Source organism: Wolbachia endosymbiont of Trichogramma pretiosum (assembly GCF_001439985.1).
Lineage (GTDB): Bacteria > Pseudomonadota > Alphaproteobacteria > Rickettsiales > Anaplasmataceae > Wolbachia.
Genome location: NZ_CM003641.1, coordinates 508785 through 525847, shown reverse-complemented (window position 1 = coordinate 525847; position 17063 = coordinate 508785). Strand labels below are relative to the sequence as shown.

The 17063-nt window shown below is 33.3% G+C and carries 13 protein-coding genes and 1 pseudogene; 5 read left to right on the top strand and 9 right to left on the bottom strand.

Going from position 1 to position 17063, the window contains the following annotated elements; genetic code table 11:
* The first annotated feature begins 58 nt into the window (after positions 1-58).
* Both polA and wTpre_RS02520 read left to right on the top strand, forming a co-directional pair.
* A complete protein-coding gene (gene polA / locus wTpre_RS02530; RefSeq protein ID WP_068651731.1) occupies positions 59-2587 on the top strand; it encodes a DNA polymerase I in 2529 nt (842 codons plus the stop codon).
* 643 nt (positions 2588-3230) lie between these two features.
* Entirely contained in the window at positions 3231-4190 is a 960-nt protein-coding gene (locus wTpre_RS02520; protein ID WP_068651729.1) for a hypothetical protein, read from the top strand.
* A 37-nt stretch (positions 4191-4227) separates the two neighbouring features.
* Here wTpre_RS02520 and wTpre_RS02515 read toward each other — a convergent pair whose 3' ends face one another.
* The 6 genes from wTpre_RS02515 to wTpre_RS06510 form a co-directional block, all read right to left on the bottom strand.
* The gene (locus wTpre_RS02515) at positions 4228-5010 is read right to left on the bottom strand and encodes an exodeoxyribonuclease III (RefSeq protein WP_068651727.1); all 783 of its coding nucleotides are present in this window, start codon (positions 5008-5010) and stop codon (positions 4228-4230) included.
* Positions 5010-5717: a uroporphyrinogen-III synthase gene (locus tag wTpre_RS02510; RefSeq protein ID WP_068651725.1), complete on the bottom strand. Its 708-nt coding sequence runs from the start codon at positions 5715-5717 to the stop codon at positions 5010-5012. Before wTpre_RS02510 ends, wTpre_RS02515 begins: the two co-directional genes overlap by 1 nt.
* Positions 5718-5953: 236 nt before the next feature.
* Positions 5954-7648, bottom strand: a complete 1695-nt coding sequence (locus wTpre_RS02505; protein WP_068651723.1) for an actin-bundling T4SS effector WalE1 family protein — start codon at positions 7646-7648, stop codon at positions 5954-5956.
* A gap of 583 nt (positions 7649-8231) precedes the next feature.
* Positions 8232-8528: a hypothetical protein gene (locus wTpre_RS06520; RefSeq protein WP_245609545.1), complete on the bottom strand. Its 297-nt coding sequence runs from the start codon at positions 8526-8528 to the stop codon at positions 8232-8234.
* 46 nt (positions 8529-8574) lie between these two features.
* Positions 8575-9189: an OmpH family outer membrane protein gene (locus tag wTpre_RS06515; RefSeq protein ID WP_245609544.1), complete on the bottom strand. Its 615-nt coding sequence runs from the start codon at positions 9187-9189 to the stop codon at positions 8575-8577.
* Positions 9190-9469: 280 nt separating this feature from the next.
* Positions 9470-9733: a hypothetical protein gene (locus wTpre_RS06510; protein WP_245609543.1), complete on the bottom strand. Its 264-nt coding sequence runs from the start codon at positions 9731-9733 to the stop codon at positions 9470-9472.
* 128 nt (positions 9734-9861) lie between these two features.
* On the opposite strand from wTpre_RS06510, the gene wTpre_RS02495 reads away from it, so the two are divergent.
* A complete protein-coding gene (locus wTpre_RS02495) occupies positions 9862-11187 on the top strand; it encodes a phosphomannomutase/phosphoglucomutase (protein ID WP_179945526.1) in 1326 nt (441 codons plus the stop codon).
* A gap of 132 nt (positions 11188-11319) precedes the next feature.
* Here wTpre_RS02495 and wTpre_RS02490 read toward each other — a convergent pair whose 3' ends face one another.
* The 3 genes and pseudogenes from wTpre_RS02490 to wTpre_RS02480 all read right to left on the bottom strand — a co-directional run bounded on the left by wTpre_RS02490 (position 11320) and on the right by wTpre_RS02480 (position 14314).
* Positions 11320-11907 (bottom strand): CvpA family protein, encoded by a 588-nt coding sequence (locus wTpre_RS02490; RefSeq protein WP_068651719.1) that lies wholly within the window; start codon positions 11905-11907, stop codon positions 11320-11322.
* Positions 11908-11964: 57 nt separating this feature from the next.
* A complete protein-coding gene (locus wTpre_RS02485; RefSeq protein WP_068651717.1) occupies positions 11965-12561 on the bottom strand; it encodes a riboflavin synthase in 597 nt (198 codons plus the stop codon).
* A 40-nt stretch (positions 12562-12601) separates the two neighbouring features.
* Positions 12602-14314, bottom strand: a pseudogene (locus tag wTpre_RS02480) (hypothetical protein).
* A gap of 435 nt (positions 14315-14749) precedes the next feature.
* Between wTpre_RS02480 and pheS the strand changes: the two are divergent.
* Both pheS and wTpre_RS02470 read left to right on the top strand, forming a co-directional pair.
* Positions 14750-15793, top strand: coding sequence for a phenylalanine--tRNA ligase subunit alpha (pheS, locus tag wTpre_RS02475; protein WP_068651715.1), 1044 nt, complete (start codon positions 14750-14752; stop codon positions 15791-15793).
* On the top strand, positions 15794-17029 hold the full coding sequence (locus wTpre_RS02470; protein ID WP_068651713.1) for an NTP transferase domain-containing protein: 1236 nt from the start codon (positions 15794-15796) through the stop codon (positions 17027-17029).
* Positions 17030-17063: the final 34 nt, after the last annotated feature.

Genomic DNA, 17063 nt, shown 5'->3' with positions numbered 1-17063 from the left:
AGAGCTTGATTTTTATAGCTAAATAACAGACCATCAAAGGCGCACATAAATATCTACAATGAAAGAAAAAACTTTCACAATCATTGATGGTTATGGTTTTCTTTTCAGGGCTTACTATGTCTTACATCATTTAACTACCACAGCTGGTATTCCAGTAGGTGCTGTGTACGGTTTTCTTAATATGGTTCTGAAGTATATTTCCCATTCGGACTACTTAACTATAGCACTTGATTCTGGCAAAAAAAATTTCAGGCACAGTTTATATTCTGAGTACAAAGCAAACAGAGTAATACCTCCTGAGGATCTAATTCCACAATTTACAATACTGAGAGAAGCGGTAGAAGCTTTTAACTTTAGCTATGAAGAGATTGAAGGCTATGAAGCAGATGACATAATTGCAACACTAGCTGCAAAATATGCCAACCACGAAGACTTTAAAGTAGTAGTAGTCTCATCAGATAAAGACTTATTTCAACTTTTGAATTACAACATTCTAATATTTGATCCTATCAAAAATATATACGTAGATGAAAAACAAGTGATAGAAAAATTTGGTGTAAATTCAAATAAGCTTCTTGATTTATTTTCTCTAACTGGAGATGCATCTGATAACATTCCAGGTGTTCCAGGAATAGGGCCAAAGACTGCAGCTAAATTACTAGATGAATTTGATTCATTGGATAACACTATAGAAAACATCAATAACATTGAGCAAACAAGAGTTCGTAATATTCTTACTGAGCATAAGGAAAAAGCACTAATTTCAAGAGAACTTTTGTCACTATGCAAAAAAGTAGATCTTCAACATGATATTGTAAAATATGAAGTCCATCCTCCAAATATGGAAAAATTGTTATCCTTTTTGAAGAAATATGAATTTAATTCATTGATAGGAAAAGTAGAAAAGCTCTTTTCTTATAGTGGATCTAACACAAAAGAGAAAACAGAATATAGTAGTGAAGAATTAGAAAAATTTTTGGAGCATTGCAGATATGAAGGTAAAATTGCAATTCATTGCCACTTTGAAAACAATAGATTGAACAAAATTTCCTTGTCTTATAGTGAGGATAATATTTTCTACATAGATCAAAGCTGCCTACAAGATGCACTTACTATAATAAATTCAACTTTATTTTCAAATGGGGTGCTTAAAATAGTACATGATATTAGAAAGATCAGAGAAATATTTCCTACAATAGAGAGAGTGCTAGACTCAATTGATGACCTGATGATCATGTCATACAGCCTTGACACAGGTAAGCATGATCATAGCATTCCAAACATAATTGCACACAATTTAAGTAAAAATGTAGAAACTTTCTCGGCAAAAATTTTAATAGCGATCCATGAGAAACTGACACAAAGATTATTTCAGGAAAAACTTTTTACGATTTACGAACGCTTTGATAGACCTCTCATGAAAGTAATATTTGATATGGAGCAAAATGGAATACTGCTAAATATTGAAAAACTACAGGAATTGTCTGATAAGTTTGAGAAGCTAATTGCTGTACTTGAAAACGATATACATAATTTAGCAGGAGAAAAATTCAACATTGCATCGCCAAAACAATTAAGTGATGTTTTGTTTAATAAAATGGAGCTAAGAAAAAAGAAAAAGTCAAAATCTGGGTCTTATAGCACAAACTCTGAAGTTCTAGAGGCTCTTGAAGAGGAGGGTACAGAAATCGCAGGTAAAATTTTAAGTTGGCGACATTTAAGTAAATTAAAGGGTACCTATACTGACGCGTTAATAAAACAGGTTGATCCTCTTGATGGTAGGATACATACAAGCTTTTCAATTACTGTGACTGCAACTGGAAGGCTTAGCTCTAGCAATCCTAATTTACAAAATATTCCTATCAGAAGCGAAGAAGGTAGTCTTATCAGGCAAGCGTTTATTGTGCCAAAAGGGTGCAAGATAATTTCTGCCGACTATTCGCAAATAGAATTAAGACTTCTGGCACATGTGGCAGATGTTGCGGCATTTAAAGAAGCTTTTGCAAATAGGGAAGATATTCATGATATTACCGCAAGACAAGTTTTTGGAGTGCAAGAAATAGATGAGCAATTAAGACGCAAAGCAAAAACCATTAATTTTGGTATTATATATGGCATTAGTCCATTTGGCCTTGCAAAGCGACTTGGCATTACCTTTCAAGAGGCTGCTGAATACATTAATTACTATTTTTCTTGTTACCCAGAAATAAAGGTCTATATGGAAAAAGTAGTATCTATCGCGAGAAATCATGGTTATATAGAGACTTTGTTTGGTAGAAGATGTTTTGTAAGAGACATAAATAATAAAATTCCTTATCTAAGACAATTTGCAGAAAGGGCAGCAATCAATGCACCGCTGCAAGGAACCGCCGCTGATATAATAAGACGTGCAATGATTCAGCTTTTTGATCAATTGAAAATAGGTAAAATAATCCTCCAAGTCCACGATGAGCTACTAGTTGAAGTAGAGGACGACAAGGTACAAGAAACAGCAAAACTTATGAAAGATATAATGGAAAATGCGATAGAAATCTCTATACCACTTGAAGTAGAAATAAAAATTAGCGACAACTGGGGCTTTTCTTAATTATACCGTAGATCCTAAGAACCTGTCTTGAAAGTACTTAAGTGGTTAAGCATATATTAAATACTTCTTGAAGTAAGGAGAGTACACTCAGACGTCAAGCAAACAACATTTACCTAAAATCTGTGACATTAGCAGCTTTCTTGGCAATCATATCCCGTTTTCAGTAAACAGTGATTTTTCTATATATTACTGATCTAGAAAATTTTTTATTTTAATTATTGTTAAACAATAGGCGCATATTGGTTTTTAGCTAAAGTAAAGGTCAAATATCTCGAATTCTGGACATAAAATCCCCCTGTGTAAAAAAAAGATTAGAAAAAAAAGTGCAGCGCACATACAACAGAGATTAGGCATATTTATGTGCACTAAAGAAGATACGCTACGCTTTTTGATTAAAGTTTGGCTGAAAAGTCTGCAGATAAAGATAGATTTTGAGCTCTTAAAATATATCTAACCGTAGTTATAATCAGATTTAAAATATATGGAAGCAATTTTTACATTCCCTTATCACTTATATCATTTGTTACTCTTCTATTTTTTGCTTTATTCTTTTCTTTTTCCCTTTCAAGATAGGTTCTAAGAAATTTGAACTAATGTGAAAATATGCTATAATCAGAACATAGGTTAGTACAAGTAGGTCATTATGGAGGTTCCAAAAGCAAAAAATAATCCTTTAGAGTCATCTACTCGGGTGACCGAGCAAAATGAGATACTCTTCAAGAAGGAACATAAGGAAATTTACGATTACTTTGCAAAAGTATTAGAAGTTAAAGCTAAATTAAAGAAGGACAAAGGCATAACTGATGATTTTATATCAGTTTATAAGGACATACTACTTAATAATGTCAATCCAAAAGATATAGAATTACTCGGTGAGGAGAATTTTTGTCAGTTTTTACTTTCTGTATTTAAAGAAGTTAGAGAGAAAAAATTAGCGAACAAAGAGAATGTCAAGAATGTTGAAATAAAGAAATTAGTAGCTGATTGTGTAGCTGATATACGCGATATAGAAGCTAAGGATTCACTAATAAAACTTGTTGGGTTCCCATTGGGAATAAGAATAGAACCGAAAAATATTTTGGGCTCCTTTATGGATGGAGTGAAAGAAAAAATACCATTTTTAGGTGGAGATAAAAAAGAAGAGGATGAACCACTACTTAATGACCAAGAGATGGTAACAAAGTGCTTACGTAAGGTTTTTCTGCCTATTATTTTTTCTATTGCTTCAATATTAATTTTTGGTACTACTACACCTGCGATAGTTGCTGCTGTTATTGGTACAATATTTGCTGTAAAGGGAGGAGTTGAGGTTCTTTTTTCAAATAACAAAAAAGGTACTTTATATGATCCTAGTTCACAAGATAAAGATGATACAGAAAAGAGAGCAAAATTGAATAAAAAAATTGACAAGGGTATTGATGATATTTTAAAAACCCCAATTGAAAGCTCTCTTGAAACAATTGCTGACGGGAGTAAAAAACAACCTACTACGGAACAAGCTCCTCAGGTAGGAAATAAAGGGGGTGAGCAGCTTACTATGCTTAATGGAAAAATTACTATAGATCAGCCAGCCAAAAGCACAGAAAGTACAGCGGTCAAGTAAGACCTATTTTCCAAAGGTAAATTGTGTAATAGGTCTTTTATTGTTTTATAACACATACAACGGGAGTATGATCAGATGGGTTTTCTAGTTTACGCAACCTATCATCTATGTAACATATTTCCAATTTGTCTGCAGCTTGTGGCGATAATAGCATATAATCTATTCGCATTCCTTGATTGTTTCTGAGTGAACTGCCTTGATAATTCCACCAAGTGAATTGTTGCAAATTTGGGTGAGATATTCTAAACGCGTCTTTAAACCGAAGATTCAAGATTGTTCTTAACTTCTCACGCTCTTTTATATGAAAGCATACTTGGCCATTTAATAAATTTGAATCAAAAACATCAACTTCATCCAGTGCAACATTATAATCGCCAGCTATGATGGTTAACTCTTCATTCTTCAACAAAGTGCCCATCCTTTCATATAGGTTATCAAAAAACTTGAGTTTATACTCAAACGTATGAGAGTCTGGGCTTTGACCGTTTGGAACGTATACACTTCCTACCCTTACCTTATTATTGCTGTGTTTTATCACACACTCTATATAACGAGCTTCTTGATGACTTTCCACAATATCAATTTTAAATTTCTCCAGTATTGGATATTTAGATAAAACACAAACGCCATTTCTTGCAACCTGTCCATAGATAGCATATTCATATTCTAATTTTTCTATTTCTGCATAAGGAAATTGCTCTTCCGTACATTTTATCTCTTGCAGCAAAACTATATCTATCTGACTATCAACTATAAAACTACAAAGTTGGTTAATTCTTTTACGTATGGAGTTTACATTCCAAGTTGCAATCTTTAGCATCAATAATCCTTATTAATTATATCAATTAAACTCTCACCTGTAGGCAACCTCGATGTTATAACTTTTTTCCACTTGATTAACTTTAAACTATCAGCAATGTTTTTACTCATGGTATATGCAACTGTATTATTCATCAAAGGAGATAGCCCGCTTTTTAGAACTAATGAACAAAACACCCTTGCAGTTTGTGAGGAAAAAAAAGCAACGCTATCGATTTTAGCGTCCAATAGTAAATTTTTACACCTATTAGTTAGACTCCTTTTAGTAATTGTTTTATAGAGTACAACTTCTCTTACGTTAAAACCTTCTTCAGATAATCTCTTTTTTAGGTCACATGATACTTCTTGTCCTCTTATATATAAGAACTTTATTGCATTTGAATAATGAGATTTTATGAATGATATCAGACCATCAACGTTGCTGTCTGCTGAGATTATATCGTAAAATCCCAAAATTTTTGCAGCCTGCATGGTTGAATTACCAACCGTAATAATTGGAAAGCCATCTTCTTTGCATATTTGACTGAAAGCCTTTACACTGTTTTTACTTGTAGATATCACAACGTCAAATTCATACGTAGATATATCGGGATTTAAGTACTTTATTGTGAATACTGGTTCTATAAAAACTTTGTATCCATATTTTTTTAGCGTGCTTCTTGTGCTCAACGAATCTAATAAAGGCCTTGTCAATAAAATAGACTTCATTCTGGTTTATTTCACTAGCAGTAAAATAATATCCGTTATACACAAATTATTGAATAAAAACTTTTATTTTTTAAGTTTCTTGCGTAACCTATGAAAAAGGCAAGAGAAACTCAATAGTTGGCCTAGTAATGAAAAATTGATCATAAATAAGCTAATGCTTTTGACCAAATGAAAAAAAAAGATGTTACTCAGTGAGTAACATCTTTTTTAAGAAGATAGATAGTTTTATTTGCTCTCTATATCTTCATTTTTGGAGCTCGATACTCTACATCAACTTCATCGGTTACTATTGAAGAAGGTCCCACCAATCTTTCCAAAGAATCTGTCTTTCTTAAGTCAGCTTGGACTTTTAACTTGCCATTTTTCCCAGTAAATATAACATGTTGCGGAGAAGAACTTGGTGAATTGAACCCACTATCAGGATCACGATGGTAACTGTCAAAGCTAGAAGTTTTAGCAGTACTGTTAGTGCTTAAAGAACCCATTGAATTGCCTCTTGACAGTTCCAGCGTATCAACATAAGAACGGCTCTTTCCTATCTCCAAAGAACCCATTGAATTGCTTCTTGATAGTTCCAGCGTATCAGCAGAAAAACTGCTCTTTCCTATATCAGGATCACGATGGTAAATGTCAGAGCTAGAAGTTGTAGCAGTACCGTAAGTGCCTAAAGAATCCATTGAATTGCTTCTTGACAGTTTCAGCGGATCAACAGAAAAACGGCTCTTTTCTATCTCCACAGATTGTATCTGATCCGACTCAGAATCTAGATATCTTACATAAGCATCTTCCTCTGGCTTTTTGCCACCTTTTAGTGATGATAACAACTTGCTCCAAACTGAAGTAGGTGCTTTTACTTCCTTATGCTCATTAGGATTTAATAATTCTGCTTTGCTGCTAATAGTACTTATATAACTCATTGAACTACTATCTGATAAGCTATTTTCCAGTGAATTCATAGGACTTGCTTTATGCCTTTTTGCTGACTTATTAAGTCTTTCTAAAGTATTAAAACGAGTATGCTCTTCCTTGCATTCTTTAACAACTTTCTTAATCTCATCATGATGTTCAAAGAAAATACTGTCTCTAAAGTATTTATCTTTATCTGATAATCTTTTTGTAACTAAGTTACGCAAACCATCTGCGTCCAAGTTATCAATAAATTTTTTCTGCTCTATCCATTTATCCACTAGCTGGTCTGGCAAATGATCTCTCTGATCAAGATATGTTTCTTTTTTTCCTCCTATTTTTTCTGATATTCCAGAAAGTATGCTCTCTATTAACGTGGAACTATTTTTTCCATCAGTACAAATTGCTCTAAGATCTTCTTTCACTTCTTGAATTCTCTTCTTTTGTGGTGAATCAGGAATAAGCTCATTATCTATTTTATCTGAATAATTCTCATTACCAGCTGCACGATATAATCTATTCGCTGTTGCAGTGAGCGCATTACTTGTCTTTTCCTTTGTTTTTTCACTTACAAAACCAGCACCTCTCTTCAGTGAATCTGCTGAATGCTCGTAACCACCCTTAATTTTTCTGCCAATATGCTTCGCTCCTTCAACTGTTTTTTCTGCTGAATATTTGAGCCCTTTATATCCAGATTGAACTGCTTTTACAGCAACTTTCACAGCGTAAAATAGAGTAAGACCAACTATAGCACTTGGTATAGCAAGTGTTGCACCAGCTGCCAAAAGTGGTAGCATTGCTGCAAATAATCCACTTGCTGCACCTACTACAAGGACCTGATCTCTTTGCTTCATTTTGGAGAATTCTTTATCTCCTTTTAACAAGTCAGTAATTCTTTCCTTTAGTTTTTTAGAATCATGAACAATATCTTCACTTAATGAATCTTGCATCATTGTACTAACACTCAAATTGTCTTGTTGAGCTTCAACAGGACGTGAGTTAGATCTTATTTCACTAGGTGACATTTTTAACCTCACTATTAATTAAACATACTAATATTCTATATACTTGATTCTTAAGTTAGGGTTAATTCACCTAACAATGTCCACTTGCTTTCAAATGATTTTGCTTGATGTGTGTTTTTGAAAGTACAGAAAATTAGTGATTGTTGCAATATAATATCTCATTTGGATTAGCTATAGTTGAAGAAAAAACTCCTAATCCTAAAGGGGTGGATTTTTCCGTAGCCTTAGTAGGAACTGTGTTTGGATCTGATATCTATATTGACCTTAGTTGGCTATAATGGAGTTTTCTGCTCTTCTGGTTTATCATTAGGAGTTGGAAAAGGCCAATCCATAATGGTTTTTGGTCTGTTTATTTGATCTTCCTCTTCTTTTGCCTCTTTTTGACCTGTTAAAGATGATTCATTAACATCTTTTTATTTTTAGCTTGTGTACCTTGTTCTTGTGTTTTAGGAACTGTAGTTTCGTGATCACTTGCCTCGATTCCTCTACTTTCATTATTCAACTTAAGTTTGAGTTGAAGTAGCTACTTTCGTAGTTACTTCACTCATCTCATCCGCAAGTGATTTTTCCAGATTTAAGTTGTCTAATTTTCCTCTCTAAGTCTTCGTTTTTTTCTCTGTAATGCATTGAATTCTTGAGATAATTGTTTCATCTTTTTAGCCAATGTATTGTTTTCATTTCTTGCTTCCGTCAATTCTTCTGCCAACTGCTTTTCATTATTATCTTTTGAACCTTCTACCAATATTTCCGTTATATCATTTCTCAGCTTTGTGTTTTCTTCTCTCAACTTACTTGGTTCACTCTCATTTTGATCCAATTTTTTCTGTAGTTCCTCATTTATTCTATTTGTTGACTGAATCTCACTTTCTTTATCTTTCAATTGATTGGTTAAATCTATTATTTCAACATTTTTATTTTTTTTGACTTTATTCTAGTACGGTTACTTTTGGTTGTAATTGCTTTATGTCTTGATCCTTTTTAGCTAACTCTTTTTCCTTTCTTTTCAATTCATCTTTAAGTCTTGTGACTTCTTTTCCCAAATCTTGCTTTTCCTCGGTTAATTTATTTTGTTCCTCATCACCTTCTTCTGTTATCCTTTTATTATGTTTTTTTAACTTTGCGTTTTGCTCCTTGAAATATGTGTTTTCTTCCTCTAATTCCCTTATTCTATCCTGTAACTCATTTCCTTCTTGTTTGTTCTCTTCTTCATCAAACGTATTACTCTCAAATATTTCATCTTCACCATTGAATTCACTACTAATAGACAAAGAACTTCTGCGTGAACCAGGAGAGTGATATCCACTGCTACTCGATGTAGCTAACTTTGGTGAATCTTTTGTAAATATTTCCTCTACCAGCGTTTGCTGCTCGTTCACACTTTTGACCATGTCAGTGAAAGTTTGATATAGAGTTTTGCCATTGATAAAAACTTCTTTATTCTGCTCAACTAATTTTAATCCTTCTTCTGAACTCGTTATTCCTCCAAATTTTGGTTCACCAATCACTCTTTTTATGCCCTTAGAATTTACTTCTACAGTCATGCTACAATCTACACTATTGCCTTTAGAATCCTTAGTCTACCAGTTAATGGTCATTTCACATGAAGCTTGAACCAGTAAGATCATAGTGCCTTTCGCTGCCTTTTTTGCTTGCAGTTATTTGACTATCTTTCCCTAAAGATAGGTTATAAACCTTACCTTCGTCGCTGGCTCTTAAAGGTGTGCTAATCTCTATTGGTTTTTCTTTATTTTTAAACCTGATTTTAAAGTCATTATCTTTATCTTTTATTGCATATACTAAGAAAATTTCACCTGGTAGAGATTATGCAAATTTTTTATGTGTTTCATTTATTAATTGCTCAAACTTGTGAAACTCCTCTTTCCACTTTGAAGTTACCTGTTCTTTGATGTTCTCATCTTTCTGCAAAGTACCAACAAAGTACCAGATTAAATTTTCTTCTTCTAGTTTTCTGATAAAATCCTGAAAATTTTTGCAAGATTTAATGAAACCTAAAATATCATTTTTCTTTTGCTCATCTACGTCTAAACCTTGATTTTCAGCTATAAATAAGTTTTCTTTTAGCATGATTTCTATTTTTAGAGAACTATATTATAGTATTAGCATTTTTTCTTAAAAATCAACTAATCTTATAGTTAAACAAACTTGAGTATTTGACGGGAATGTTATATATTAACCACTTCAAGAAGTGCAGTATGGACAATACTATTATAAGAAAATACGATATTAGAGGTGTGGTAGGCAAAGACCTGCAAATCAGTGATGGGTATGAAATAGGTAGAAAATTTGGTCAAACTGCAGCTAACGTTTGTGTAGGCTATGACAGCAGGATAGATTCACCAAGTATAGAAAAAGAATTAATCAGAGGCTTGATTTTATCCGGTGCAAATGTTATACGACTTGGACTCTGTTCTTCACCTATGCTCTACGCTGCAACAATGAATGCAGATCTTGGGATTATGATCACTGCTTCTCATAATCCAAGAGAATATAACGGCTTTAAATTTTTCAGTAGTAAAAAAGTTTACTCAGATCAAGAAATGAAGGAAATTATAGGCAGTACAATTAAAAACAGCGCGAAAATTGGAAGCGTAATTAACACGAATATATATAGTGAGTACGTTAACATATTAAAAAATGCGCTCAAGAATAACGCTACACAAAAACTAAAAATAGCTTGGGATTTCGGCAATAGTCCAACAATTGTAAGGTATATTGAAAAGATTTTACCAGATCATATACACATCGTAACCAATAGCTTTATAGATGGAACGTTTCCACTGCATGACCCAGATCCCATAGAAGAGAAAAATCTTGCTCAGTTAATAGATATTATCAAGAAAGATAAATGTGATCTTGGTATTGCACTTGATGGTGATGGTGATAGGGTACGCTTGATTGATAATAAAGGTAATGTTGTTTCCAATGATCACTTGTTTATGATTTTTTCACGTGAAGTATTGGCGGAATACCCAAAAAGCAAGGTTGTTGCCAACGTAAAAATGAGTATGAAAGTGCATGATTTCGTTAGCAAATTAGGAGGGCAAATAATTACCTGTGCCACTGGACACTCATTAGTTAAGAAAAAGATGGTAGAAGAAGGGGCGAAATTTGCTGGTGAACTGAGTGGACATTTTTTCTTTTCTGAGCTGGGTTTCGATGATGGACTATATTCTGCTGTTAAAGTCATTAACATTTTACTTAAGAAAAAGCAAAGCCTGTCTGAGATGATTGAAGATTTGCCAAAGTTATATATCACTCATGAAGTGAAAATTGTAGTGAAGGATGAGAAAAAATTTCAAATACTTGAGTCAGTAAAGGAGGCACTAAAGCAGAAAAGTATTGTATTTTCAGAGCTTGATGGTATTAAGGTAACCGATAATAAAGGTTGGTGGCTTCTTAGAGTATCAAATACGCAAAACTGTATTACAGCAAGATGTGAAGGAAATACCTTAGAAAATTTTGAACTCACTAAAAAAGTTTTGTTCAATTACATTGATGCACTAAAGTTATACATTTAAATTTTTTTTTGATGATTTACTTATTCGTCAATGCTTGCAGTTTTGTTTGATTAGCAATAGGAATTGGTAAACTATGGCGCACTGCTGTGGATAACAGCTGTCTAAGCTAATTTAGCTATAGAAAATGAACACTCACTTTTCTTTATTGTTTTGAGATTTTTCTTGATCAACCATTTCCTCACCGATCTCTTTTATTTTTAGTATCAATGACTCTGGCACATACATGTTAATTACTTCTTCTGTTGTCACAAATAAAGCCTGATAAGAGTGTGAACTTATTATCCAATTGGGCAATATGTCTTCTGCTTCTACTTTATACTCTCCCTCTTGTTTACCGTATACTGTGTGGCAATATAAGTGCACAGCAAAAAATAGTACATAAGAAAGCAATATTCCTCTAAGTGTTCCGACAAACATTCCAGTAACTCTATCCACTAATCCCAACCTTATAGGTGATAATATGTACATTAGCCAGTTATTCATTATCATGAATGTAAGATTAAGTATGATAAATACAGAGATTGCAGAAAGTATGTTTTGTGTAGCTTTAGAGTTAAAATACTTACTATAATTTATAATAAAAAAATCATAGTAACTAGCTGTCAAAAAGACTGATAAGAGCAAGAACATTAATGCACATAGCTCTTTTATAAAACCTCTAGTTATCGATATTATTACACACAAGACAATAATAAAGATAATTAGGCTATCGAAAAACATATTTTGTATCTATATAATTTTCAAGATATAATAGTTGTAGATAACAAAGTTGTAAAATTAATTGTGTTGATACTTTATCAGCTGGTCTAAGTACCGAGCAATCATATCAACTTCCAAATTTAGGTAATTACCTTTTTTGTTATATTGAAAAGTTGTATTTTTCCATGTGTAGGGAATAATGTTCACAGTCAATTCTTGGTTGATAACTAAATTGACCGTAAGGGAAACCCCATCTAGCGTTACAGAACCTTTTTTTGCAATAAATTTAATTAATTCTTGTGGGCATGATAGTCTGATTTCATGAGATTCTAAATTTTGATTGATTGTTAAGATTTCTGTTGTGTCATCCACATGACCCTGAACCAAGTGGCCGTCAATTCTGTCACTCATTTTCATTGCTTGTTCTAGGTTTATTTTTTTCCCTATTTTCCACGTATTTAAGTTAGAAACCTTCATGGTTTCTTGAGATACTTGAACTGTGAATACATTGCTCATTATGTTGACAATAGTTAAACACACTCCGGAGCAGGATATTGAATCTCCTTTGTTTATAGAGGATAAACTTTGTGTCTCAATATGGAAGATTTGATCAGAGTTAGGGTGGATAGTGATATCAGTTATAGTGCCAATATCTTTGATAATTCCTTTAAACATTCAATAAAATAAATGATTATATCACAAAATATCTTATTTGTTAGGTGCGAAAAGGAAGATCTTTTTTACTTATCTGCTCAATAGATTCTACATAATATTCAGAATATAGAAAGTAAGCCAGGTTCAAAACGCACAGTGTAATTAATATTGGTAACCCTATGTTTAATGTTAGACCGATACTCCACTTTTTTCGGTTGGCACCAATTCCTTTAAAATTGACACTTTTCCCAGCGGCAAGTGCCATAGGTAGAGTGCTGATATAGAAGCTGCTATTAAAAATAGACAAAAATAAGTCTCTTTCGAAGAAAATATAGCTTTTAATGGTGATTTGAGCCTACTATTAGTAGGCAATCGAGTTTTAGCTTCATTTGTTTTTGGTAAATGGTCTACAGCTTTGCTTGGTAAAATTTCATGAGAAACATTTTTAGGCTGTGGAGAAGGTTGGCCTGAAATTAATTTAATCAACTGCTCTTTTTTTTCTCTATACTTACTTTCGTAAATATTCTTTACCTAAAAGTGAATTATTAGGAGGTTGTGGCCTTTTGAGTACCTCTAGCACTTCTGATATCTCATCTGGTTCTAATACTTCATGTAGTTGTTTATCTTGGAAATAAATAACATTAAATACTGAGTTGAAAATATTGTAAAATGTATCTGAGTCTTGATTTTTATATTCACTTACTACTTCTACTAATATTTCATCGAGTTTTTTTCCTTGTGCTCAGCTACATTATCTATCATAGCTACTCCAGCATCAATTTGAGCTTATTTTATGATTGATTGTTTTTCTTCTTGCAATAATTCTTTAGCCTGCTTTTTTTTTGACTTCTTTTTCTGTTAGCTTTAAAGTAGTCTGTGTGCGGCTTAGTTTGACCTATATCCCGCTTTGTTTCTTGAGGTACTAGATTTCCTATACTATCCTCTGTTATCAGAGTTTCTGACACTGTTTCTTTTTGCGCTGGAATGACACCAGATGGTATATTGCTATTCTGTATAGAAAATTTGCAGTTGTGGGAAAAAGAATTGTGTTGCATTAAAAAAAATTGAATTGCTGAAAAGAGACCTAAACCAGGAAAAATTTTCATGCATTCCAGCACCAATTAATGGTGCACGTGTAATTTGCTTTCTGTTACTTGCTATATTGTAGCCAAACGAACCTTGTACAATTTGTTTATCTTGCGTGTTCCTTTTTTTTCAACCACATTTTCGTTTTTATTTTTAGTTTCTTCTACTTGTAATGTATCTTGACTTTGCCCATCACTTTTGGCTTTTTCTAAATGTTTTAGCTGCTCATCTAAGAATATCTCGATTTGTTGCAAGCTATCGAGGTTAATGTTTTAAAGTCTGTTCTTAGCGTTATCGTTATGCCGTGCAGGAGGATTTGAATTGGAGCATTACTTATACATTCTTCCAAAGTTTTATTAGCTTTATGGTAGTTATTTTATAGTTCTTCGCTTTCTTTTGCTACTTTTATATTGGCTGTGAAGTTTTTCTCCTGAGAAAGGCAGATTTTAAAAAAGTCAATTAAATGTTTTATTTGAGGTAATATTGTATTAGGGTTTGCCTCTGTCAGCAGCTTGATCTTAAATGAAAACTTTTGCTTATCACTTGTAATATTTTTTGAGCGAATGGTGCTAATCTCCAGTACTTCGTTAGAAAATGCCTTACTTATGTCTTTGGATCTATTCTTAAAAAACCTAGGTAAATCCTTGATTTCGTATTTTTTCTTAGTTTCTATGTTACTACTATGCATGAGTGAATTTTATAATATAATGATAGTGTTTATCCTTGTTTTTAATCTCTGCGGATTTAATAACAAAATTCAGTAAAAAAACTCAGGTATATATTGGCAGATTACATAAAATTATAGCGTCTGCATGTCTTTTTTATTTTTCTACATTCAGCCAAAACGCGCTTTAAATAAGCGTTAGCACATTATTACAATGACGGTTTACCTTATTATAAGGTCAAACCACTACTGGGGGATTCTGTTGCCTTTTTTTTGCCTGGTAAATTCTTTAATATTCTGGATTAGTTAGGAGTACTATAGAGATGTCATTCCAGCACTTCTTGTTACCTCTTATGGATCCCAGTGTCAAGCACTGGGATGACACCTTTTCATCCAAATAGTTTTATTGATGATATTAAAGATTGCACTATAATGAGAGTTTAAGCTAGTGTTTTTAAGGTGAATAAAGAGCTAATAAGTGAAGTACCTTTACTTGAAGATAAGGCTATTTCTGAGATTGAAAATGCTGCTTCTTTGCAGGATTTAGAAAAAGTTAGGTTGTCATACTTGGGGAGAAAGGGTGTAGTAAAAGCTTATTTCGATGACTTAAAGAATATAGATGATGCAGGAGAAAAACGCGACCTAGGTACAGTGATTAATGTTTTACGCAATAAGGTAGAACAGCTTATAAAAATCAAAGAAAATGAACTAAAAGATAAAGAAGTTAAGTTAAAACTGCAAAATGAAGCAGTTGATATCACACTTCCTGTCAGACCAGAAAGAGTTGGCAAGATTCATCCACTGAGCAAAGTGATAAGTGAAGTAAAGCTCATTTTTGCACATACGGGATTCAAAGCAGTTGATGGTCCTGATATTGAAGATGAATTTCACGTGTTTGATGCGCTAAATACCCCAAGTAATCATCCTGCGCGAGAGGAGCAAGATACCTTCTACTTAAAGAATAAAATAAACGATAAAAGAATGGTGCTGCGTACTCATACCTCATCTGTGGAGATCAGAGTTATGGAAAAAGCGAAAACTTTTCCGATTAAAATCGTATCTCCTGGTAGAGTATACAGAAACGACTTTGATGCAACTCACACTCCTATGTTTCATCAGATAGAAGGGCTTTATGTTGATGAAAATGTCAATATGGGCCAATTAAAATTTACTATTCATCGCTTCCTTAGTAAATTTTTCGGAGATAAAGGTCTAAAAATACGCTTTCGTAATAGTTTTTTCCCTTTTACCGAGCCTTCTGCAGAAGTGGACATAAGTTATAAAGGTAGTAAATGGATTGAAGTACTTGGATGTGGTATGGTTCATCCAAATGTCTTTAAAAATGTTGGAATAGACCATACTAAATACAGTGGCTTTGCATTTGGGATTGGTATAGAAAGGCTAGCAATGCTGAAATATCAAATTAGTGATCTAAGGAGCTTTTACGACAATAAAGTTGGTTGGCTAAACCATTATGGTTTTCATTTTTCGTCTTTAAGATAAGTGACAAATATATCTTATATATTTGTTGTACTTGCTGCTGGGCATGGTAAACGAATGAATTCAAGCTTGCCTAAGGTTCTGCACAAAATAGGTAATTTCTCCATGCTTGAGCATGTAATTTACAATGCAAAGCAGCTGAATCCTGAAAAAATAGTTATTGTAGTCGATTTGCCTTTAACTCAAAGGCTGAAATGCTTTGAGGGTATAAAAGTAATTGTACAAGAGTCAAAGCTCGGTACAGGGGATGCAGTCAAAATTGCAATGAGAGACCTGAAAGAACTGTCAGATATAGTTGTTGTGCAGTATGGGGATACTCCACTAATAAAAAGCAGCACAATAACTAAAATGATAAGCTGCTTAGGAGAGAGCAATGCTTTGGTTTGTCTTGGGTTTAAAACTAATAATAAAGGATACGGTAGACTAATTATTGAGAACGGTTCCCCAAGAGAAATCGTAGAAGCACAAAATGGTAGAAATAATGATGAGGAATTTCTTGCTAATGCCGGAATAATGGTTGCGCGTGAAAAGAATCTACGTGAATTGGTGGAGAAAATAGAGTGTAATAACCAAGCTCATGAATATTACTTGACCGATATCGTTGCCATTGCAGTAAAGAGTAATTTAAATGTCGGCTATGTTATTGCTGATGAGGAGGAGGCAACTGGCATAAATAATAGGAATGACCTTGCAACGGCCGAGTTTTACTTTCAAGAAGAAAAAAGAAAGTTTTTTACTAACTCTGGAGTAACGCTTGTTGCTCCAGAAACTGTTTTCTTCTCTCTTGACACGCAAATTGGTATGGATTCGATTGTTTACCCATACGTTTTTTTTGGTACTGGAGTAAAAATAGGATCTGGTGTTAGGGTTGGTCCATTTGCCAAATGTGAAAATACAACAATAGGTGATGGTGCAATCATAGGTAATTTTGTTGAAACAAAAGCAAGTGATATAGGTATAAATACTAAGATAAAGCATTTAAGTTATATAGGAAATACTCAGGTAGGGCAGGAGAGTAATATAGGTGCAGGTACCGTTATTTGTAATTATGATGGGAAAAAGAAACATAAAACAAATATTGGAAGCAATTGTTTTATTGGTGCCAATAGTTCATTAATTGCACCGCTTAATGTGCATTATGACTCTGTCATTGCAGCAGGTAGCGTTATAGTAGAGGATGTGCCAGAGAAAAGTCTTGCAATTGCAAGAGAAAGGCAAATAACTAAGAAAATAAAATAACTCTAATTTTTATTACGCGAACTATGTTATTTTT

Excerpts from the sequence above, each read along its gene's own strand:
- wTpre_RS02505 (WP_068651723.1), bottom strand. The coding sequence starts at position 7,648 with ATGTCACCTAGTGAAATAAGATCTAACTCACGTCCTGTTGAAGCTCAA.
- wTpre_RS02495 (WP_179945526.1), top strand. The coding sequence starts at position 9,862 with ATGGACAATACTATTATAAGAAAATACGATATTAGAGGTGTGGTAGGC.
- wTpre_RS06515 (WP_245609544.1), bottom strand. The coding sequence starts at position 9,189 with ATGACTGTAGAAGTAAATTCTAAGGGCATAAAAAGAGTGATTGGTGAA.
- polA (WP_068651731.1), top strand. The coding sequence starts at position 59 with ATGAAAGAAAAAACTTTCACAATCATTGATGGTTATGGTTTTCTTTTC.
- wTpre_RS02485 (WP_068651717.1), bottom strand. The coding sequence starts at position 12,561 with ATGTTTAAAGGAATTATCAAAGATATTGGCACTATAACTGATATCACT.
- wTpre_RS02490 (WP_068651719.1), bottom strand. The coding sequence starts at position 11,907 with ATGTTTTTCGATAGCCTAATTATCTTTATTATTGTCTTGTGTGTAATA.
- wTpre_RS06510 (WP_245609543.1), bottom strand. The coding sequence starts at position 9,733 with ATGCTAAAAGAAAACTTATTTATAGCTGAAAATCAAGGTTTAGACGTA.
- wTpre_RS02510 (WP_068651725.1), bottom strand. The coding sequence starts at position 5,717 with ATGAAGTCTATTTTATTGACAAGGCCTTTATTAGATTCGTTGAGCACA.
- wTpre_RS02520 (WP_068651729.1), top strand. The coding sequence starts at position 3,231 with ATGGAGGTTCCAAAAGCAAAAAATAATCCTTTAGAGTCATCTACTCGG.
- wTpre_RS02515 (WP_068651727.1), bottom strand. The coding sequence starts at position 5,010 with ATGCTAAAGATTGCAACTTGGAATGTAAACTCCATACGTAAAAGAATT.